Origin of the sequence: Prevotella ihumii, from assembly GCF_900155655.1 — a bacterium.
GTDB lineage: Bacteria > Bacteroidota > Bacteroidia > Bacteroidales > Bacteroidaceae > Prevotella > Prevotella ihumii.
Genome location: NZ_LT706987.1, coordinates 2,634,499 through 2,655,455, shown reverse-complemented (window position 1 = coordinate 2,655,455; position 20,957 = coordinate 2,634,499). Strand labels below are relative to the sequence as shown.

The following is a 20,957-nucleotide window of genomic DNA, read 5'->3' as shown; positions in this document are numbered from 1 at the left end:
GGTCGAAAACCTGCAAAACAATAAACAACAATGATTGATAAAGAAAAAGAAAAACTTAATCCAAAGAAACAATGGGCAAAATTTATTGCAGTCACAGTTCTCTATCTCTTGTTCCTTGTATGGGTGAAGAGCTGGTTAGGACTTATTGTAGTTCCATTTATTTACGATGTTTACATCACTAAAAAGATACGTTGGCAGTGGTGGAAAGACGCTGAAGGTCCTGTTAAGTTTGTAATGAGTTGGGTTGATGCCATCGTATTTGCCTTGGTAGCAGTCTACTTTATCAATCTTTTCTTCTTCCAAAACTACGTCATTCCCTCATCATCGTTGGAGAAATCGTTGCTTACAGGCGACTATCTTTTCGTGTCAAAGGTGAGCTATGGCCCCCGTATTCCCCAAACTCCACTCACAATGCCACTCACTCAGCACACTATGCCATTGATCAACGTGAAGAGCTACATCGAGTTTCCACATTGGGACTATCGTCGTGTGAAAGGCTTAGGCAAAGTGGAGCTAAACGATATTGTGGTGTTCAACTATCCTGCGGGCGACACTATAATGAGCGAACCTGAATATCAGGCGAACGATTATTATCAGATGGTGTACGAAATGGGTACAAGTTTGTTGATGCAAAAGAACCCTAAATTGGCTAAACAACAGCGTAATGCCTTGCAACAGCGCGACTTCTACAATCGTGCATATCAACTTGGACGCAACTACATAGCAAGTAATATCGGTACATTTGGTACGATAGACTCGCGCCCTACCGACCGAAGAGAAAACTACGTGAAACGTTGTGTAGGTCTACCTGGGCAAACGTTGCAAATAAAGAATAAGGTTGTGTATCTTGATGGTAAAGCCAACAAAGAACCAGAAGAAGTGCAATACACTTATTTCATCAAGTTTAACGGCGTTTCGGCTGCCGATTTGTTAGGTGAACAGTTTGACGATTTCCGCAAGGAGAACAAAATTAGCACCGAAGATGTTCAAAGTTTGACACGCTTACACGGCTACGATGTAGACCGCGGAATGATACTCAACCAAGCGTGCCTACAATACGACGGTTATATGCCATTAACCAAGAAAGCCCTTGCAGCCATCAAGAGCCGTGGAATAGTGAAGAGTATTCGCCCTGTAACCGATAAGGACATCTATACAGGGTCTAACTATCCACGCAATTCAGACTTAGGTTGGAAGCATTGGACACGTGACAACTATGGCCCAGTATGGATACCTGCAAAGGGAAAGAGCATAGCCTTGACAATGGAAAACCTACCTGTTTACGAGCGTTGTATCAAGGTTTATGAAGGCAACGACCTACAAGTAAAGGGCGGAAAGATATTTATCAACGGCAAGGAGGCAAAGAGCTATACCTTCAAGTTGGACTATTATTGGATGCAGGGCGATAATCGTCACAACTCAGCCGATAGTCGTTATTGGGGATTTGTACCTGAAGACCACATCGTGGGCAAACCTTTGTTTGTCTGGTGGTCGAGCGACCCCGACCGAAAGGGCTTAGGCGGAATACGTTGGAGCAGAATTTTCACTTGGGTAGATAATATCAAGTAAGGCGTAACGAATGACTGCACTCCTTTCATCAGCCTATTTTGCGCCCATTCAGTGGTATCAGAAACTGAACCGACACAGCGAATGTTGGATAGAGCAACACGACCATTTTGTGAAGCAAACCTATCGCAACCGCTGTGTTATAGCCACAGCAAACGGACGACAGACCTTGTCTATTCCGATAGAGAAGTTTGACGGAAGCAAGTGTGAGATGAAGGATGTGCGCATCAGCGACCACGACAATTGGCGTCATCAGCATTGGAACGCATTGCTGTCATCGTACAACGAGAGTCCGTTCTTCGAGTATTACGAAGACGACCTCCGACCTTTCTTTGAAAAGCGATGGAAGTATCTGTTCGATTTCAACCTTGAAATAACGCACCAAATGTGTGCTTTGCTTGATGTGCGACCTAATATTCAACTCACAAACGAATACGTTAACACGGCGAAAATGGAGAAAAATGCCGATTTCATCGACTTTAGAGATGCCATTAATCCCAAACATCCTGCCGTAGACAACGAGTTTGAACCCAAGAAATACTATCAAGTGTTTCAGCAAAAATATGCTTTCGAACCCAATCTCAGCATCTTAGACTTGCTGTTTAATATGGGAAACGAGGCAATACTTTATTTATAAATCTGTTAGAGTAGACAATTCTCTAACCCATCAACCCATTGAAAGAATTAATTTCACACGTATTTAATTCCTTCAATGGGTTGTTCTATTTTCCCTCTATTGACATTCCAAAAACAAAACATCAATCTTTGAAAAGCCAAACATATATGTTTGACAAGGTCAAAGTTGAACTTTGGGAGGGTAAAACATATATGTTTTGGGTGGTGAAACATATATGTTTTAGAACGCTATTGCAATCGGTTTATTGTCAAATAGTTACAAGTATGATTTTCTAACATTCGAACCAATAGTGCGTTGTTCTACTCTTCGGATAGGCAGAACAAGGCACTTTAGCCCAACGATACCGATTTGAGAGCCTCGCCTTTTAGATTGTAGCAAGTGAAAACACCCTTCTCGTAAGTCATAAACGTAGGTTCGTTGCCCCCTTTGGGAAAGGTGATTGAACCCGTATTACATACCATTGTGCCCTCCTGTGGAGTAAGCTCCCAGAGGTGAGAGTGTCCATAAACAATAGCATCAAACTTGCCTTTAGGCAGCTGTTCCTTATTGTATATATGTCCGTGAGTTAAAAATAGCTTCTTCCCCTCGTCCACTAACACAAGATAATCGCCAAGCAAAGGAAAGTTTAAGAGCATTTGGTCTACCTCTCCATCACAGTTTCCACGCACCGCAACAATGTCTTCAGCACGCTCATTGAGCAATGTTACAATGCCTTTAGGGTCAATTCCTTCGGGAATGGAGTTGCGTGGTCCATAATTCAAAATATCGCCCAAGATGCACAACATATCGCACTGATGCTCATCATAAAAGCGCAACACGGTCTGGAGCGTTGGCAAACAGCCGTGTATATCCGATACCAATAAATATTTCATTTCGATGTTTCTTTTTCGGCAAAGTTACTATCTTTCTGTGATAAATCTACATTTTTGCTTTCCATTATTTTCTTTTACGAAATAATATTCCTATATTTGCGTAAGTGTATATTACTAAAAACCAAGACAATATGGAAGTAAGAGACGTATTCGAACTAAGAAAGCAAGGCAAAATAGAGGAGGCCTACCAAGCCATAGTGCCAATTTATGCCAACCATAAAGGACATTACACCACCATTGCAATGTTTTGGGTGGGCGTAGATATGATGCGATTGCGCTACCAACAACGCCGTTTAGCAGAGGCTTACAAGATATTTCAAAGTCTGTTGCGTCTATATCCCACTATGGACGATAAAGACCACAGAGGGCAAGCCACGATGCTGAGAGCCGCTCTCTTTGTATTCGACCACAATACAACCTTCTCTATGCTTACCTTTATCACCAAATGGGGCATAGAAAAGCTCGATGAAGAGGATTGGAAATCGGGACAAAGCAATGGTCACCCCACCCCTTCTTTGGGGCTGCGCATTGTAGGAAAGGTATTCAAGGAGCTCAACGATAAGCCTACCGTAGATATGGCTTTACAGGTTGCACCTATATTGGCTGAAGCCATAAAACACTGCCCATACAATATGAATGTGCAACGCTATAAAGCCATTATTTACACCATTATGGGCAAAAAGCAGCGTGCCACAGCCATCTATTGTCAACTCCTAAAGAAGCATCGTCAATCGTATCTCTACTTAGAGTTGTCACGATTGGTCAACGAGGATAATGTAAAGATAGCCTTACTGACAAGAGCTATCACCACACAAAGGGAAGAGAAGTTTCGCCAACGCACACGCTTCTCCTTAGCCGAAATGCTTTACAGCGTAGACAAAGCTCGTGCAAGGTACGAGTTGGACCATTGTATAGCTGCCCGAAAACAAGCAGGCTTCACCATAACGTGGGATATGCAGAACCTTGTGGAGCGTCTGCAAGATGTGTCGCCCGTAACCGATATAGACCAAAAGAGTTTCTATCACCAGCAAGAGATGGTAGTAACACAGTTTATCAACAACTTTGTTTACCCCAATACGTAGAGCTTTACGCATCAAAAAGAAATGTCTTTTCACTTCTGTCAACAGAAAAAAGGGGCGACAAACCTCAGCAGTTTATCGTCCCTTTTGTATAGCTTATCATTTCTAAAGCTTATTCTTCAGGCTGTTTATCGTCCAAGTTTTGAATAAAGTTGGTGAGGTTTTCACCGCTATCCAACTCAAGTTTCTTTCTCAAGCGATAGCGTGCTGTCTCGATACTACGCACCGATGAATTGAGCAGAGATGCCATTTCCTTAGACGAAAGCCCCATCCTTAGATAAGCACAGAGCTTGAGGTCGTTCTTCTTCAAGTCAGGGAACTGGGTTCTGAGTTTCTGCATAAAGTTGTCATAAACCAAGTTGAAGTTCTCTTGGAACTTTTCCCAGTTGTCGTCCTCTGTCATATTGCTTTTAATTTCACAACGTATGTCGTTTATCTTCTTGGTCAATACCGTCTTAGGCTCTTCTCTTCTAACGCCTTCGGACAGCATTTCCATCTGCTTGTCTATGGCTTGCAGCATATCATTCTTGCGTACAAGATTCATTGTAGAGTCAGCCAACTCGCCCGATTTATGCTTCAATTCCAAGGTAAGCTGTTCATTGCGAAGCTTTACAAGTTCCTTTTCGCGCTTTTGTTCCTCTATCAAGAACTCGGCTTGTTGTTGTTTTAACTGTCTTTCCTTTTCCTCGTTAAGGCGAATAAGACGGCGATTTGACCACTCGTGAGCATAACGCAAAATCCAGAACGATGCACCTATGGCAAGCACAACATAGATGAATATGGCAAACCAAGTTTCGTACCAAGCAGGCTCAATGTGGAGTTCTATGCTTATTTCCTTTTCCTTTCCAGAGATAAGATTGTGAGCTCTTACACGGAAGGTGTAGTGGCCTTTGTTTAATTGGGTGTACTCTTTGTTTGTTATGGCTTGAGGCACTGTCCATTTGTCGTCGTACCCTTCAAGGAAACAGCTATATGTTACAGCCTTGCTGTCTCTATATTCAGGCATTACAAACTCGATGCGTAACGACCCCAATGAGTGTGGAATACTAATCTCTTTATCCTTATTTCCAATAGAATGGGCATAGATTAAAGAGTCCTTATCTCCAGCTGTACTGAACACCGAACGAATGTAGAAAGGACAATCGATGGGCTTGCTCTTGTATCCGTTGTAAACTACAAAGAATCCACCATCATAGTTGAGCATCGTATAGTCGTCATTGAGCACACCAATTGTGCCTGATGTCATCTGCAAACGCTTGACAAGATTGCCATAAAGGAATTGTTGTATAGCGTAACTATTCTTAATAGGGGTGGCTATGGCAAGGTAGTTTTCCTTATAAATCCATAGCTTTCCGCTCGGCATTTCGGTAATATTGAGGGCTTGCCCCTTAATGTTAAAGATGCGATTCATTGTTTCGTCCTTCTCCAACTTTCCTGTTACCTTGTTGTAATGTCTGAAACCATCAACCGAGGTTATGTAAATGTGCCCTTTTATCTTTGTGATAAGATTGTTATCATCTTGAGGCAATCCGTTTTTGCGATGGAAGTATTCTATCTTAGAGAATTGTGTCATATCGTGCGACATCCAAAGGTGATAGATGCCTTTCTGCCAATTGGTCACCCATATAGTACCATCGGTGTCTTCTTCAAACCTACCCCCTACCTCTGTAAAGCCTTTGATTCGGTTAACAATGGTTACACCTTGCGGAGTAGATTTCAACACCTTAAATCCCTCTGCATCTGTAGAAAGGATATATCCAGGATGGTTTTTGAGCGGTTTAAACTTGTACGTTTCTACCGTATCTATGCGCTGTGCGTTATCGCCTTTTATGATATAACCACCCTTAGCAGCACCGCATAACGTGTGTCCATCAATATTGGTGAGGCTCCATATTTGTCCCGAAATGTTATTGATAGCCACTGGCGCATCGTGTCCATTGATATTTGCGCGCAATGAATTGGTGCGATAAAGTCCCTGATTGGTACCAAGATAAAGATTATCGCCGCTAATGAGCGATGTGTAGCCTGTTCCTACGGTGTTATTCTTGCCCAATAGGTCGAAGAAGGGCGTTTCTAACATTACGTAGGATATGCCATTGTCTAAGCCCAACCACAGATTGCGGTCTTTGTCAAACTCTACAGCGAGCACAATGTTGTTTTGCAAGCCCGTCATTGTGTTAGAGAAGTAGGTCTTTCCCGTAAGGTAATCCTTTACAATAAGTCCATCACGATAAGTACCAAAGGCAAGATAGTTGTCTGAAACAGTAGCACAATTGATGTCGGAAGCCATCAATTGAGGAGTAATATCAAGGATATAGGGCGAGAGCGTTTTACCATCGTAAAGGTAAAGACCGTCATATTCGGTAACGAAGAGCATCTTATTGAACAGTGGCAATACGGCTTGAACCACCTTTCCTTTCAATTCTTCCAACCCGGGAAGAGGAATTAAACGCCCGTTTTTGTAACGAAAGATATTTTCTTTACAACAGATAACAAGCTGATTGTACACCACCGAACTCATATCTACCTGATAAGGCAAGCGAATAGTTCCCACATAGCCATCTTTGCGTTGATGAAATATATAGGTAGGAGTAACAAATATCTTCTCGCCTTCGTATTCGTGAACATTGCGAACATCGCCAAAACTGCGTTGAGTAGTAGGCAACAAACTTGAAACAGAGGAGTAAGTAAGTTTGTGAGTTTGTGGGTGAGGCCTATAAAATCCAAACTCGTTTGTTCCGCCTATATATATGGCATCTTTAGCTTCATCAAAATAGAGCGAGTACACAATGGACTTGTTCTGAATGGGATAATTCTTCCAAATGTCTCCATCGTATTCCAAAAGCCCAAGACTATTAGCAAAAAACATCTTTCCATCTCCACTCTGCCCTATCTTCCAATTTCGTGTGCCCCCAAAATAGTCTACCATAGTAAAGTTGCGCACAATAGGGATTTGAGCTAATGTCTCAATACAAAAAAGTAATAATGATAATAAAATTATACTTTTGGTTTTCATATTATTATGCCGTATATCTTCTTTAATTCCGTTCAAAGATACTTTATTTTTTTAGATTGTGCAACGAAGTAGTATGTTTTTTTGATATTTTTTCAACAAGCCACTTGTTTTACTGATAGTTATACTTGTATCTCATCAAGGAAAGATACATAAAAAGTGAGGTAAGAACATTCTGCATAGCACAAGAAAAAGAGGAATACAGAAAGGAAAATAAGTACTATTATGAAATGATAAAGGAAAATGTGAAAGCACTCAAAAGGGCAAAGAAGGCAAATAAAAAGTGGGGCACTAATAGGTGAATAACATATTGTTCGATATGTTACCAACGGAGGGATAAGAATATGTACCATAAGCTTTAGCCACCTCAAACATATATGTTTGAGGTGGTCAAAGTTCAACTTTGGGAGGGTAAAACATATATGTTTGGGAGGGCAAAACATATATGTTTCGCAAAACAATTGTAAACCGCTGAATATCAATATATTAAAGGTGTCAATAAAAGAGATAATAGCACATAACAACATTGTCCTATTTTTCCATAAACAAATGTGAGGCGATGCTACGCACCACCTCACATTTGGCATATTCGAAGGTTGGGAAAAAGCCGCACCTCGTTATTGAAAATTGCGATAAAAACAGCTCGTTGCCTTACTACGTTTTACCATCTCGTTGTGCGAAGGTGCTGAAATGGTAAGTCCACAGCAGGTTCGCATATAATGAACTCCATTGTTAACTAACGCCGAATAATATTTTTCTGTATGCGCTTCATAAGGCACAAGCAGTTTCATCATCTCATCATAGCGTGCTATGAGTGTAGGATTTTTACACAATTGATGAATGTAGTCGCTGAAATCGTAGAACATCGGAGGTGCATAACCATCGAGCACTTGCACTTGTTCGGTTTCCATCTCGGTAGTTAAAGGATAATCGGTATGAATGGTACACAGCAATTCTACCATTGCATTGGCTTGTCGGCAGTCGGCTACCGATATAGTTCCGTAGTGATATTCTTCAGTTCCAATCTTATAATTAGAATAGAATTGATAGAAATTGTCTACCATTCCTTTGTAGTTAGGCGATGTAGTAGAGAGGTCTTGCCACATCTCATAGTAAGGCATTCCGTGCCCCATAATCTCGGTCGGGCACGCTATGAGGTAATCGGTAACATCTTTCAAATCGTAAACCGTCTCAATATTTGCCATATTACAATCATCGAAAAGGAGAAATTGTAGATGTTGCATATCCGAACGTGCAATGCCTTCTGCTAATTCGGTGATGTCCATTTCTATATCACTTCCGCCAAAGTATCGAGTTTGACGTGTAATAGGAAGTCCTTTCAACAAATTATTGCGCCTTGCAGCAACAATCTTATTGCGCATATATCGAGGTGCTTCGTCAGCATAAATCCACCCTACACCGTGACTACCTATTATCATATCGTAAATAGGTGCAGGCGCAACACTTTTCACCTTATTCAACAGCCTTGAAAGCTTATCGGCTGTTTCCATTGCACCATCGTTATAGGTGGCAATGGTGTCGTTGGTGCATTTTCCTTTCTCATAGCTCACCTTTATAAGATGGGCTTTGTTGCGCAAGGAAGCAATATAAATCACAAGATTTACTTGTTTCAAACCACCTTGTTTCACCACTCCTTTCTTCATATCTTCTATATTTTTCTTAAAATAAGAGTACAGATTGCTCTGCGAACCTGTCCAAGGCATATATACAAAGATGGTTTTCTCCTTTTTATAAGTTGGAGCAGGAGGATCGTCGTGGTCTTTGTGACACGATGTAAGACTAAATGCAAAGACTACAATCAATACACAAAGAAGGGCAAGCGATAAGGAAGAGCTTCGCTTTTTGAGGAAGTTGGGAAGAGTTAAAGTATATCTCATAACTTTGTTTTTAGGGGGTTATGGCTGTAAAGGGCAAACGCAACATCAACGATATAGCCTACTTTGGACAGCTATTTCTCTATTCATAAATAAGGATTGATCCTTGTTTTAATTAACTATTTAGCAACTGTTTTATTGCTTTTAGTCAAGTATTAAAGTACAAAGATAATCATTTTGCAAGAAAGAGCATAGCAACACAATAGATAATATTGGGTTGGAAGAAGAGAAAAACCCCAGCACAAAGGTTTCGCACTCTGCACTGGGGTATGAAGTATTTATGATAAAAGTATTATATTAGTAGCGAACATAAATTGAGTAATCCTCAACTTCACCTACTTCAAAACGATCGCAAGAGTCAGCAAAACCGCCCTGCTTCATTGAAACACGCAGACGATAGTAACCCCTTGCTAAGCCCTTAGGCATAGTAAAGTAACCATAGATACTGCCGTAATCAGCCTTTTCAAGTACCATTTCAGAGCTGTCAAACTCCTTGTCGTTATTGAAGTCAATCCAAATACGCCAATAGTTCTTAGCCGACCGACCATCAGGACTCAATGTATAACGCAAGCTATAACCATTGTAAGCATAAGTAGCCTTGCTGTTATAATAGTCTGAGTAACCCGCTGAAGTTGTAGATGAGTAATTGCTAATACCACCTACTTGTGTGTAACGTATCCAAGCTGTGCTTGGACTTGTTGAACCACTCTTACAATAACTTGTCTTTGGAGTTGGCGTAGGAGTAGGGTTTGGTGTTGGGTTAGGTTTTGGATTTGGCTTAGGATCTGGTTTGGGTTTAGGGTCTGGCTTAGGTTGTGGATTTGGATTAATCTTACCTGACACGTAAACATCATAGTCCTCACACTCACCGTATGTGAACTGACCTACTGCCTTAGCATAGCCTCCCCAACTCATACATACACGCATACGCAACTTCTCAGTAGAAGCTGTAGCAGGTACAGTAAATCTTGTAGTCAATCCAGCTGCACTTTCAGATATACCGTAAGCTACCAATTCATTATTAGCAAACGACTTATCGTTGTTGTAATCAATCCATACAGTCCAATATTCCTGATAAGCACTGCCAGAGAAACCTGGTACTAATCGGAGAGGATAAGATGCACCTGCAGTCAATCTAAATGGAATTGAAGGGTTGTAAGCATAGCCACTACGGCTGCTTGCAGACTGCTGGCTTACATTGCCAACTTGTACATTGCGAATGTAAGTGCTACCACAATATTGCCCCCAAGCTTTCTCATAATCGCCTGTATTTGGGTTTGGTTGAGGATTTGGATTAGGGTCTGGATCTACACCACTTCCACCCGGAGGAGCAAAGTTTACAACGATAGATTGGTTCCAGTTGAAACCACCACCAGTTCCACCACCAGTTCCTAATGAACCAGGATTGAGCGCATAAAGACGGAAGTAGTTGTCTGACATACCACCCCACCCCCAGTTAAAGTGGAAGTAATCATTATAAGTGTAACCATCACATACGAATGAGTGTGCACCACCTGTACCACCACCGCAATACTGTACAGGACGACCTGCATCAAGTTCACGTCTTACAAGGGCAGCCCATTGGTCTGCTGAGTAATTACTACGTTCTGCGTTTGTTACATTATTAGGATATTTGTAATAAGTCTTCAATGCACGAGGTACGTACTGTTGCCAAGTACCACTACCACTTGTGCTGAATCCCATATCCAAAGCTACAGCCACACCATAGCAGAACTTAGCTACGTCATCGTTTGGACCTCTCAAACGAGCAGCAGGCATATTGTTCCAATTGATGTCATAGTCGTAATTGAAAGACAAAGTACCATATGAAGAGCGGTAGCTATGATAACCTTGACCGCGTTTTGGGTACTTGTAAAGACGCATAATCTGAGCTGTTGCTGTTGCAACGCAGCCTACAGGACAGCCATAAGGGCAATACTTATTGTAATAAGGTTGCTGATTCCACTTAATATTGCCCAACAATGGACCTACAAGAGCTTCAGCGCGAGTTGGTACAGGAGCCAATGATACTTCGCGCATATTCTCTGTTGCAGCTGATGGCTGTACATGCTTGTTAGCATACTTCACCTCAGATGCGAGGTCGTTAAGCATCGTTTGTGCACCATCAGGAATGTCTGTTGTGATAAAAGGAGTTGTATAAGAGTATCCAAGTACTGGATATGTAACCTTAGAACCCGATACTACAACGAATGCAGTTGAGTCTAAATTGATAACATAGTATGAAGGATGTGCTTCACCCTCTGCACGTGTACCGGGCTTGATATCGGTCATTACGACTTTAAGTTCGCCTCCTGAAGCTGCACGAGTTATAGCTCCTTCAGGTCCTGTACTATTGATAAATCGCTTTGCAATCTCAATAGCTTCGTCTTGACTTACATACACGTCGTTATTGACTGTAGTGTCTAACCCATCTACTTTATCCGAGCAAGCACTAAGCATCGTCAACCCCAATGCTGCAAATGCTGCACTGAATAGTTTTTGAAACTTCTTGTTCATAGCAATAATGGTAGTTAAGATTATAAAATGTAATGAAATTAGAATATATAAAACAAGAAGCACCACACAAGAACACAATATTCTGCATGGTGCTTTAGGTTTATTTATTATCTATAAGTAACGTTTGATACGTGGAGTTGTGTTTCTACACAAACGCCATGACCAGTACCGATAACAGAGAAGTTGCTATCGCCAGCTCTTACCTTAGCCAAGAGGTCACCAATAGAGAACTCTTGATAAGTTTCGCTATAATCCTTATCGTTTTTTTCGATAATACGTGCATCGTAATCGCGCATATGTGTATAGAAGCGGATACGCTTTTGACAGAAGTCAGCAAAGCTTTCGTTGTCACCCTTTGTCAAAGAGAGAACACCACGTGTACCATCGATTTTTGTAAACGCGTCGCCCTTCTTTACTACGTAATAGTTCTTACGACCGATGTTAAAGAGGTCTCCAATAGGCTTTCCGTCGAATGTAGCCCAACCCTTACCATAGATTTCGAACTCATTACCAGACTCTACCTTGCGGCTTCCTTCCTTACCCTTGATACCTGAGAGTGCAATTTCGATATTCATTGTCTTGAACTCAGGAACGAAAGAACGGTTAACTACGTCATATTCGCCATTGTTGATAACGCGGCAAACAGAGTTGTCTTTAGCGTAACGCAATGAGAAGCTGATTGGTGTAAGTTCTTGCATTTCAACATCGCGGTTCATATATTCTTTGAATCCAGCCCAACCGTCATTGAGTGCCATCTTCTGTGTGCCTTGACCACCACCGATGATAGTTACCTTAATATCACTTTCGTCCAATACTCTTTGATATTGTGATTCCAAGTCAATCTTGAGATCGATAGCCTTAACAGCGAAGTTAAGAGCTGTACGGACTTCAGAGAGTGAGTGGTTTGTATCAACACTCATAAAAATCATACGTCCGTATGTGAGGTTGCTAACGTAAACAGGCGCATACTCACGGATAATCATTGGATTGATAGAAGTGAAGATTGTCGGAGTCTTAGGGAAGTCGGTAGTTACAGTAAACTGCTTTTGGATAAACTTCGCCAAGATGTGTGTCTTCTGCTTATCGAAGTCGAAGCCTAAGTTAGCTGCAATATCAATATCTTGGTTGCCGAATGCAGCACCAATCTTAGCCATAACTTCGTTCTTAGATGTTACAGATTCAAGGCTGTGTATAGATGTTACTGCGCCTTGCTTGTAGTGAAGACCTGCCCATTCATTGAATACTGTACGGTACTCGCTCAAGCGTGGATTGAAGATAGTTCTTCTTATTGCAGATGGGTCAACGCCGTCTGCTACAGGCTTATTGATAGAGAATGTGATGTCGCCTACTTCTGCTTCTGTTACAGGAGTATAAGAGCCTTCATCAATAGATTTACCGCTCAACACACAGCCAGGATAAAGAATATCAGCGTGTGGATCGAGAACGATTGTTTCATCGAACAATTGTGAAGCCTTATAGTGTTTCTTTGTCACTACCCAATAGCCTGGTACGCCATTGTCTTCACCAGGGATTTGCTCTGTGTGTTCGTCTGTAATGCTTGGTGGGAGTGCACGTGTGCCTTCTGGTACACCTGGAGTTTTTAAGCTATTCAAATAATCCTGCATAGCCTGCTGATTTGTGATAATAGCTTGTTGAGCCAACTCTTGTTGTGCATCTAATGGTTCATCAACATTAGAACAACTGCTCAGCCCCAATAACGCTGTTGCTGACAACAGGTAAATAATACTTTTTTTCATAATTGAAGGTTTTTAATAAATATAATTAGTCTATTACTTTCTATATACTTGTTTTAAGTATTCAGTCGGTTGTGATGAGTCTATATTCTGTCGCTATTCTTTTTGCAATAAGTACAGAGAATAGTTTTCCGATGTAAAATTCAGTATAAAAAATGTAACTACAAAATATTTAAAGAAAAAAAAGAATGATAATTAAGAACATTTCACACAAATATTTAAAAACTACCACACAATGAAACACTTTTTAAGCAAACACGATAAAAAACGTTGATATCCATCATAAAACAAACTATTTGTTACGATACAGTTATTAAAAGTGAAAAATATAACGAAGTAGACACGAAAAGTTAGGTTTCACAAGGCAGGTAAAACAGGGTAAATAGGACTTAAAATAAATTGAATATTAATTCAAAAGAAATAAAAAAACGGGCAATTAGTTACATTTAGAACAATTTTAAAAATTTAATCAACAAAGTATTTCGGCTATAAAATACAAAGAAACAAGCAATTTTCAATAATTTTAACACCCAACTGCTATTCTTAATAAATAAAACATTCAAAAAATATGTGCTGTGAAATCAAATATTGCTATCCTATACTTATTGTTCTATTTTTCCTCATTGCATCGATTAAAAACAAAACATATATCTTTTGAAAGCAAAACATATATGTTTGGCAGTGCCAAAGTTCAACTTTGACAGGGTAAAACATATATGTTTTGGGTGGTGAAACATATATGTTTTACAAGTCCTTCCCAAACATTTGGTAATCAATAAGTTACACTTGCGCACTTTCAAAAAACCATACTCTTCTCACATTGTTCTATATTTCCTCTCCCCCACAGCCTCAACGATCATCTATTATAATGTGAAAACAATAAAGCGATGTATTAGTTTGGTAGTATTACAGAAATAAAGTAAATTTGCAGAGAGTTCGAACGTATGAACTCGCCAATTAATCAATAGCAAGCAATGAAAATAGGTTTATTTCTTGGCAGTTTCGACCCTTTCACCATCGGACACGATGCTATCGTTAAGCGAGCATTGCCCCTTTTCGACCGCATCATTATAGGTGTGGGCATCAACGAGCATAAAAAGTATATGCTTCCTACTGAGGAAAGGGTAGCACGCATTGCACGCCTGTATGCCAACGATGAGCGCATAGAGGTGAAAGCCTACTCGGACCTTGCCGTAGCCTTTGCCCACAGAGTGCAAGCTACCTATATAATAAAGGGTGTGCGTTCGATAAAGGACTTCGAATACGAGCGCGAACAGGCGGAAATAAACAAGCGGATAGGGGGTGTAGAAACCGTCTTGCTCGTTGCCGACCCAGATGTGGCGTGCATCAGCTCAAGTATGGTGCGCGAATTGTCGCATTTCGGGCATAACGTAGATGAGTTTCTGCCCAAGGGATACTAAAGGCTGGTTCTATAAATTACCACCGCATATAGTCATTAATTTTTTATGAAATACGTTTTGTTATCTTTTGGCTCCATTTTTGGTTCAAAATGTAAGTTCGTTCAGTCGTGTAGCTCGCTACACTCCTTCACTCTCTTGCATTTTGACCTCAAAAATAAGCTCAAAATCTAACAAAGCTAATTGATAGAACCAGTCTAAAGCATAAAGGGGAAACAACAGAAACGAAAGCCCCAAAACATTAAGAAAAAGGAAGAAAAGATATGATAACATACAACGCAGAGGGTGTAAAACTGCCCAAGATAAAGAAACGTGACACTACCCAATGGATAAAGGCGGTAGCGGCTTCGCACAACAAAAAGGTGGGTGAAATAGGTTATTTGTTTGTGGACGATGAGAAAATACTTGAAGTAAACAATGAGTATCTCAACCACGACTATTACACCGACATCATCACATTCGACTATTGTGAGGGCAACACACTGAACGGCGATTTGGTTATATCGTTAGACACGGTGCGTACCAATGCGGAGAAGTTTGGCAAAAGCTATGAGGAGGAGCTTCATCGTGTCATCATTCACGGCATACTACACCTTTGTGGCATCAACGACAAAGGTCCTGGCGAACGTGAAATAATGGAGGAGAACGAAGACAAGGCGCTCGCTTTGCTCGCTAAATAAAGTACAGGAAGGGATAAAAAAAATAAAAGCAGTCAATCCAAGCATTGTGTGGATTGACTGCTTTTGTTATTATTGCTTATTGCGTGATAGTTATCTTACAACTATCTTTTGTGCTTTTCCGTTACATCTAACTATATACACACCCTTTTGCAAAACTATCGTTGCGTTAGGCTGCATTGTGCCGTGGAAAATAATTGCTCCATCTAAGCGAGTTACAACTACGTCGGCAGCTGCGCCCAACATACGCAAACCGCTATTAACAACGATGAATTGTGGTGCTTGTGTTGCCTCAACAGCATTTATAGCTGTAGCCCCTGTTTTATCGAGCTTGATGTTGTCCAAATAAAGGGTCATACCCTTTTCTACATCAGTTGTATTTACGTGAAATCCTATAAAGAAGTTTCCTGTCTCTTTGGCTGTGAAAGTACATTCCTTACTTACAAATTCTCCATCTGAAGCCACTTCGGTTGTAGGCAATACCTGTTCGGTCATAGCCTCAACAGTAGCATCTTTACCATATTTTACCTCGAAGGTTTCTGTACCAAAGCTCCTAACATCGAACGATAGTTTGTACTCCATTCCCTTCTCTACAGCAATAAACGGAGTGATAGCCCAATCGTTTTTAGCCACAGAAGTGTTATAAATCTTCAGAAATTTGTAGTCGTAATCGTAGTCCCAAGTGGCGTTGTCGTCGTCTACATTGATAATGGTATACAGCAGGAAGTTGTCGTTGGAAGAGAAATCTTCGCTGTAAGGCACTTCAAACGCCTTGCCTACCAAAAGTTTGTTCGAACTCATCGGCAATCCCGTTGTAGCATTGTCTACATAAGGGATAACATCAAAGAAGCAACGTTCGGCATTAGCTTGCTCTATGGTAAAGGTGTAGGGCGAAGTAGCACGCTCGTTTATCACCTTATCTTCTGGCATTTTGCGTACCTTGTATTTCACGCTTGCTGGGTCAATATAGCCATTGTGCTCGCCTTCGGTAACATTTTCCCACGTAAGCACATACTCGTTGGGCTGTGTACCCCGTTTAAAAGCAATGTTTTTTACAGGCTTTGGCGTGTCAAGACCTACATATTGACTCTTCAGTTCTGCCTTGTCACCTTCGCCAATCGTATTTGCCATTACCACCGTAAAGTCGTGTACGCCTTGTGTGGTTTCTATCTCTGCTTTCACTTCCTTGCCTGCTTCGGTCTTACCCGTTGCCTTTTCTGTGCCGTCAACAAATACTTTGTAAGTCAATTCGCCCGAAATGCTGCTTCCATCGTGTGCTGTTGTTGGTGCTGTAAAGTTCATTGTACCCTTGAGCGAACCATTGGTAAAGGTGGTACTAAGCATTGTGGCTGCAGCTGGTGCACCTGCCTTTACCACCTTATCGCCTACCCAAAGGGTGTTAAACTCTGCATCTTCGGCAAACTTTTCGATAGGTGTGGTCGTTCCATTGGTGACGTCCACCTTATACAAGGCAGCATCTTCCTTCGCGAAAGTTCCAGCCCAATACATTGTGTTGTTATCCCCTGGGAGGAAAGTTGCTGCTTGTTGATAGTTAGGAATATGGCCTACCGAACCTATTGCGGTGGTGTTTGCGTTTGTAGGGTCTATGGCGTAGAGCTTGCCATCGTCAGCTATGCCGTAGAGTTTGCCTGTCTCATTGAAGGTTAAGGTCCAGAAACGCTTTGTAGAAAGGCTGCCTATTTCTGTCTTTTTACGATTAGAAAGGTCGATTGTGACCAAGGTATAAAGGTAATTGTTCTCTGAATAAATGGTGTAAACCTTCTTGTTTACAGGGTTATATGCCATTGGAGCTCCCTCAATAAGTAGAGGCGTTACCTTTGCACGTGTTACGTATTTGAAGTCAGACACATCGTAAATGGTCATATAGTAATCGGTGCCGTAACCGCTTGTCTTGTCTTGGCTAAATACGTAATATCGGTCGTCTACTTTCACAGAACCTAAGTCGGGCGTGGCAGAGATGTCGGCTACCTTGGTTGCAGTAGTCTTTGTACTCGTAAACTTATAAATTCCATTGGCATAGCTTGTACCTACTCTATGTCCAAAGAGCTGGTATTCCGTGTCTTGAGTTTGTGCCGTAACTGTCAAACCGCCCATTAAGGCAATTGCAGTCATCATCGTAGCAATTAGTTTCTTCATTGTTGATAAATTATTATAATGTAAAACGTTATGCGATTGTTTGAATTGTTGATAACAATAAGTCTGTTTAGTTTCTTATAACTATCAATTCATAACTATGTAATGCAAATGTAAGGTATTCTTTCTATAAAAACAAGAAAAATAAATAATATGTCTTGAATTTGTAAGAAATTAATGTACAAAACTTAATTTGTCTATCGAAAGGAGATAAAACAACAAAGCAGCCAATCCAAGAGATGTATGGATTGATTGCTTTTATTTATGGATTGACGATGTTATGTTTGTCGATTAACTAATTTTAGTTTGTAGGTTGACTACTTTTTAGTTTATCGATTAGTAGTTTTTGTTATTGCTAACATTTTTCACAGACGATGAGTAGATGGTTGTTGGCTACATCTGTTGTGGCAAAAAGATAGATGTTTCCACCGTCTTTAAGCTTTAGTTTCTTGCGCAAATCTGCAACGCTTAGGGGGAAATTGCGGACGGTTATGTTGGCAGCAGTTATCCCTGACAATGCTTTCCGTAGCTCCTTCTTATTCATTGATGTGATGGTTCGGATACGGAAGCTACGTCCTGCAAAATCATCAATTGGGTCTACGGAGACAAATAGATGAGAATTTTGGCTCACAGCTTTTACACCATAACGAGCCGAAAGTGGAGCGAAGCCACCTAATTTCATTATCGCCGAATTGGGCTCGTAGAGATATTGCGGTATCAAAGATGCATCGCTTATTTGCAAGGGTTCAGCTTTCGTTTGCAAAAGTAGGTCGCTAAGCGGTGAAAGCTCGTTACTATCCTCTGAAAGTTTGTTGCTAAGCGGTGAAAGTTTATTGCTGCCTTTTAAAAGCGGGTCGCTGAGCTGCAATTGAGCCTCATCTTGTTCGTTAAAGCTGAATATCTTACCATCGTTCGCACAATAAAAGCGGAGCGGAGCATCGCCTTTTGACAAGACAAAGAGCAATTCCTTACATTCGTTCTTTACAGCTATGGCGTGCACTTCACGCACAATGTTGGCTTCAGCGTTCAGTTCTCGCACCGCCTTATGCCAATCTAACATCGGCGAAAGTTTCACTATCGTGTACCCACTCTTCTGTATTAGCTCTTCTTTTATTGCTAAAAGATTGGGCGTACAATCAGCTATTGCCACCGTTTTACCACCCTCTGCATTGCGGCGGGCAGGGTCAAGATAGATGATAGTTGAGAATTGGAGCGTATGGAGATAGTCTACTCCATCGCCATTCACCACCTTTGCATTGTTCAATCCCAATCGTGGAAAGTTGTAGAGTGCTATTTCACAAAGATGAGGTTGCTGTTCTACGTATGTAGCATTAAATCCTTGCGCCATAAAAGAGAAGTCTACACCAAATCCGCCTGTAATGTCTATAAGCGTGGAGAACGATGTTTCGGTTGTCTTTCCATTATTTTCTACACACGTTCCATTATCTTTTGCAAGTAATAGTTCATCTTTCGCACACGATTGATTGTCTTTTACACTCGTTCGCTTCTTGTTTTGCAAGTAGTCGTTCGACAATCGCTGCACCAACTCTGCCTTATAGCGTGCTGTTGGTTCAGAAGAGCATTGTTCCATACTGATGTGCGGCGGATAAACGATGCCCTCTTTATCTGCCCAAGTTGGAAGTTTAGTGCTTGCAGTTTGCATTCCTGCCACCTGATTGAGTGCAAAAGGAAAGTCAATCGTTGGATATTTATCAGCCAAGAAAGCCAATTTACGCACATCATCATTGCGATGCTGTGCTACAAAAGCTACAAGTTCGGGGGTAAAAAGTTCCTTAATATTCATTTCAGATTTGCTATTTCACCACCTTTAAGTTAGCTTTTGCCCACGCACGGGTACAAAGATTGAAGTGCCACCATTCTGTTCTCAAGGGTGTAAAACCAGCTGCCACCATCACACGACGCAACAATTGGCGATTGGCAAGGCTCTCTTTGTTCAGCACACCTTTACTTAAGAGTTGCTGCTCTTTATCTATATGGCTTTCAACCCCCAAGTGGTCCACCTTTACACCCATCGGAATGGTATCTATTTGGCAACGTTGCGACCCTTCTTTCCATTGGTTTTCGTTCCACGAAGCCTTGCAAAGACTTATGTCCACAGCCATTCCATAGTTGTGCATTCCACCTCCACGAGCTGGATTAGATACATAAAAACTATGATTAGTGTTCTTCACAGCGTCCCACATTGTTTGTTGAACACTCATCGGACGGGTGGCATCGAATATGCAAAGACTAAGGTCAGGGCGAAGACGTTTAAGTTCGGCTTGCGCACGTTTGAGTGCTGCCCCACAACGAGGCAATACATACGCCTCTCGAAGGTCAGTGTACAACACTTTATGGCAGAAGTTGTCCGTGCGAGCATACATCAAGGCAATCTTTATAGATGGGTCTATGGTTTTAATATCTACCAGTCCTTGCCGCTCCATTCGTTGAGCTGTGGCAGATTTAACACCCTTTATCTTACCATTTTGCACCGATGGTATGGCAACGAAACTACATATTCCGAGCCATACCATCAGTGCAATAACTGTTTTCTTCATATATCTTTTCAAATTTGTTTGTTGAGCGAAATGCGTCCCAAAGTTACAGCTTTATCGCGCTACAAACAAATTTTTTAGATACCATTCGTATCATTTCAAGGATTTGCAACTTATTTCACAACCCTTTTCCCACCAATAATATAAACACCACGTGGCAACTTTTTCAAATCAGGTGTACCATTTACAACCTCTACTCTACCTACTTTCACACCGCTAAGTGCAAATACATCGAGCTGAGAAACGCCCTCTTGTGCATTAACCCAAAATTGGTCATTAAGATTTCTCTGTGTCGTACGGCAAAGAGAAATCCTAATGACCAATTTGGGTTTAAATAATCGTATTGCGCAAAGAGACAAATAAAAAAGTAAAAAATAGTAATCGGAGAGCAACAAATCAGCACAAGAACGAAAAGAACAGAACGGAGCAAGAGCGCAAAACAAACGACAAAAGCCCTCCGCATATTGTTCTGTTTATAACCTCATAACCTTTCTATAACAAGACCTATATCTTTGAACTTCCCAAACATATATGTTTGGCAATGTCAAACATATATGTTTAGCAATGCCAAAGTTCAACTTTGACAGGGTAAAACATATATGTTTTAGAACACAAATATAAAACATTGATTACCAATGGTTTATAAAAGCAAAAATCATAGTTTTAGCATTTCCCGCGATTGGTCTATATTTCCAATTCAAAAGATATTGTATGAAAAAGGAAAAGGTCAACTCTCGGTGTGAGAATTGACCTTTTCTGATTGTTGTATGTTTTAAAAAAAATGAGTGTATGTCGTCCTTTCGGACTGTTTTTGTTTTAC

At 41.0% G+C, this 20,957-nt stretch carries 13 protein-coding genes; 5 read left to right on the top strand and 8 right to left on the bottom strand.

Features of this window, described 5'->3' with window-relative positions:
* Nucleotides 1-30: 30 nt before the first annotated feature.
* Both CZ367_RS11605 and CZ367_RS11600 read left to right on the top strand, forming a co-directional pair.
* A complete protein-coding gene (locus tag CZ367_RS11605; RefSeq protein WP_077197002.1) occupies nucleotides 31-1,569 on the top strand; it encodes a S26 family signal peptidase in 1,539 nt (512 codons plus the stop codon).
* A gap of 10 nt (nucleotides 1,570-1,579) precedes the next feature.
* Complete coding sequence (locus CZ367_RS11600; RefSeq protein WP_077197001.1) at nucleotides 1,580-2,203, top strand: WbqC family protein; 624 nt, start codon at nucleotides 1,580-1,582, stop codon at nucleotides 2,201-2,203.
* 329 nt (nucleotides 2,204-2,532) lie between these two features.
* Here CZ367_RS11600 and yfcE read toward each other — a convergent pair whose 3' ends face one another.
* Nucleotides 2,533-3,075, bottom strand: coding sequence for a phosphodiesterase (gene yfcE / locus CZ367_RS11595; RefSeq protein WP_077197000.1), 543 nt, complete (start codon nucleotides 3,073-3,075; stop codon nucleotides 2,533-2,535).
* A 131-nt stretch (nucleotides 3,076-3,206) separates the two neighbouring features.
* Here yfcE and CZ367_RS11590 point away from each other — a divergent pair, with 131 nt between their 5' ends.
* Entirely contained in the window at nucleotides 3,207-4,157 is a 951-nt protein-coding gene (locus CZ367_RS11590; protein ID WP_077196999.1) for a DUF7017 domain-containing protein, read from the top strand.
* Between the two features lie 109 nt (nucleotides 4,158-4,266).
* Here the strand turns inward: CZ367_RS11590 and CZ367_RS11585 are convergent, their stop codons facing one another.
* From CZ367_RS11585 to CZ367_RS11570, 4 genes are all read right to left on the bottom strand, one after another.
* A complete protein-coding gene (locus CZ367_RS11585; RefSeq protein ID WP_237581704.1) occupies nucleotides 4,267-7,083 on the bottom strand; it encodes a triple tyrosine motif-containing protein in 2,817 nt (938 codons plus the stop codon).
* A 701-nt stretch (nucleotides 7,084-7,784) separates the two neighbouring features.
* The gene (locus CZ367_RS11580; RefSeq protein WP_077196997.1) at nucleotides 7,785-9,065 is read right to left on the bottom strand and encodes a clostripain-related cysteine peptidase; all 1,281 of its coding nucleotides are present in this window, start codon (nucleotides 9,063-9,065) and stop codon (nucleotides 7,785-7,787) included.
* Between the two features lie 294 nt (nucleotides 9,066-9,359).
* Nucleotides 9,360-11,579: a C10 family peptidase gene (locus CZ367_RS11575; protein ID WP_077196996.1), complete on the bottom strand. Its 2,220-nt coding sequence runs from the start codon at nucleotides 11,577-11,579 to the stop codon at nucleotides 9,360-9,362.
* Between the two features lie 107 nt (nucleotides 11,580-11,686).
* Nucleotides 11,687-13,336, bottom strand: a complete 1,650-nt coding sequence (locus CZ367_RS11570) for a thiol-activated cytolysin family protein (RefSeq protein ID WP_077196995.1) — start codon at nucleotides 13,334-13,336, stop codon at nucleotides 11,687-11,689.
* Nucleotides 13,337-14,307: 971 nt separating this feature from the next.
* Here CZ367_RS11570 and coaD point away from each other — a divergent pair.
* Together coaD and ybeY are read left to right on the top strand one after the other, a co-directional pair.
* On the top strand, nucleotides 14,308-14,754 hold the full coding sequence (coaD, locus tag CZ367_RS11565) for a pantetheine-phosphate adenylyltransferase (RefSeq protein WP_077196994.1): 447 nt from the start codon (nucleotides 14,308-14,310) through the stop codon (nucleotides 14,752-14,754).
* A 260-nt stretch (nucleotides 14,755-15,014) separates the two neighbouring features.
* Entirely contained in the window at nucleotides 15,015-15,431 is a 417-nt protein-coding gene (ybeY, locus tag CZ367_RS11560) for an rRNA maturation RNase YbeY (protein ID WP_077196993.1), read from the top strand.
* 90 nt (nucleotides 15,432-15,521) lie between these two features.
* Here ybeY and CZ367_RS11555 read toward each other — a convergent pair whose 3' ends face one another.
* The 3 genes from CZ367_RS11555 to CZ367_RS11545 form a co-directional block, all read right to left on the bottom strand.
* Nucleotides 15,522-17,585, bottom strand: a complete 2,064-nt coding sequence (locus CZ367_RS11555; RefSeq protein ID WP_077196992.1) for a hypothetical protein — start codon at nucleotides 17,583-17,585, stop codon at nucleotides 15,522-15,524.
* A gap of 352 nt (nucleotides 17,586-17,937) precedes the next feature.
* A complete protein-coding gene (locus CZ367_RS11550; RefSeq protein ID WP_077196991.1) occupies nucleotides 17,938-19,386 on the bottom strand; it encodes a THUMP-like domain-containing protein in 1,449 nt (482 codons plus the stop codon).
* A 10-nt stretch (nucleotides 19,387-19,396) separates the two neighbouring features.
* Nucleotides 19,397-20,140: a M15 family metallopeptidase gene (locus CZ367_RS11545; protein WP_077196990.1), complete on the bottom strand. Its 744-nt coding sequence runs from the start codon at nucleotides 20,138-20,140 to the stop codon at nucleotides 19,397-19,399.
* Between the last annotated feature and the right edge of the window lie 817 nt (nucleotides 20,141-20,957).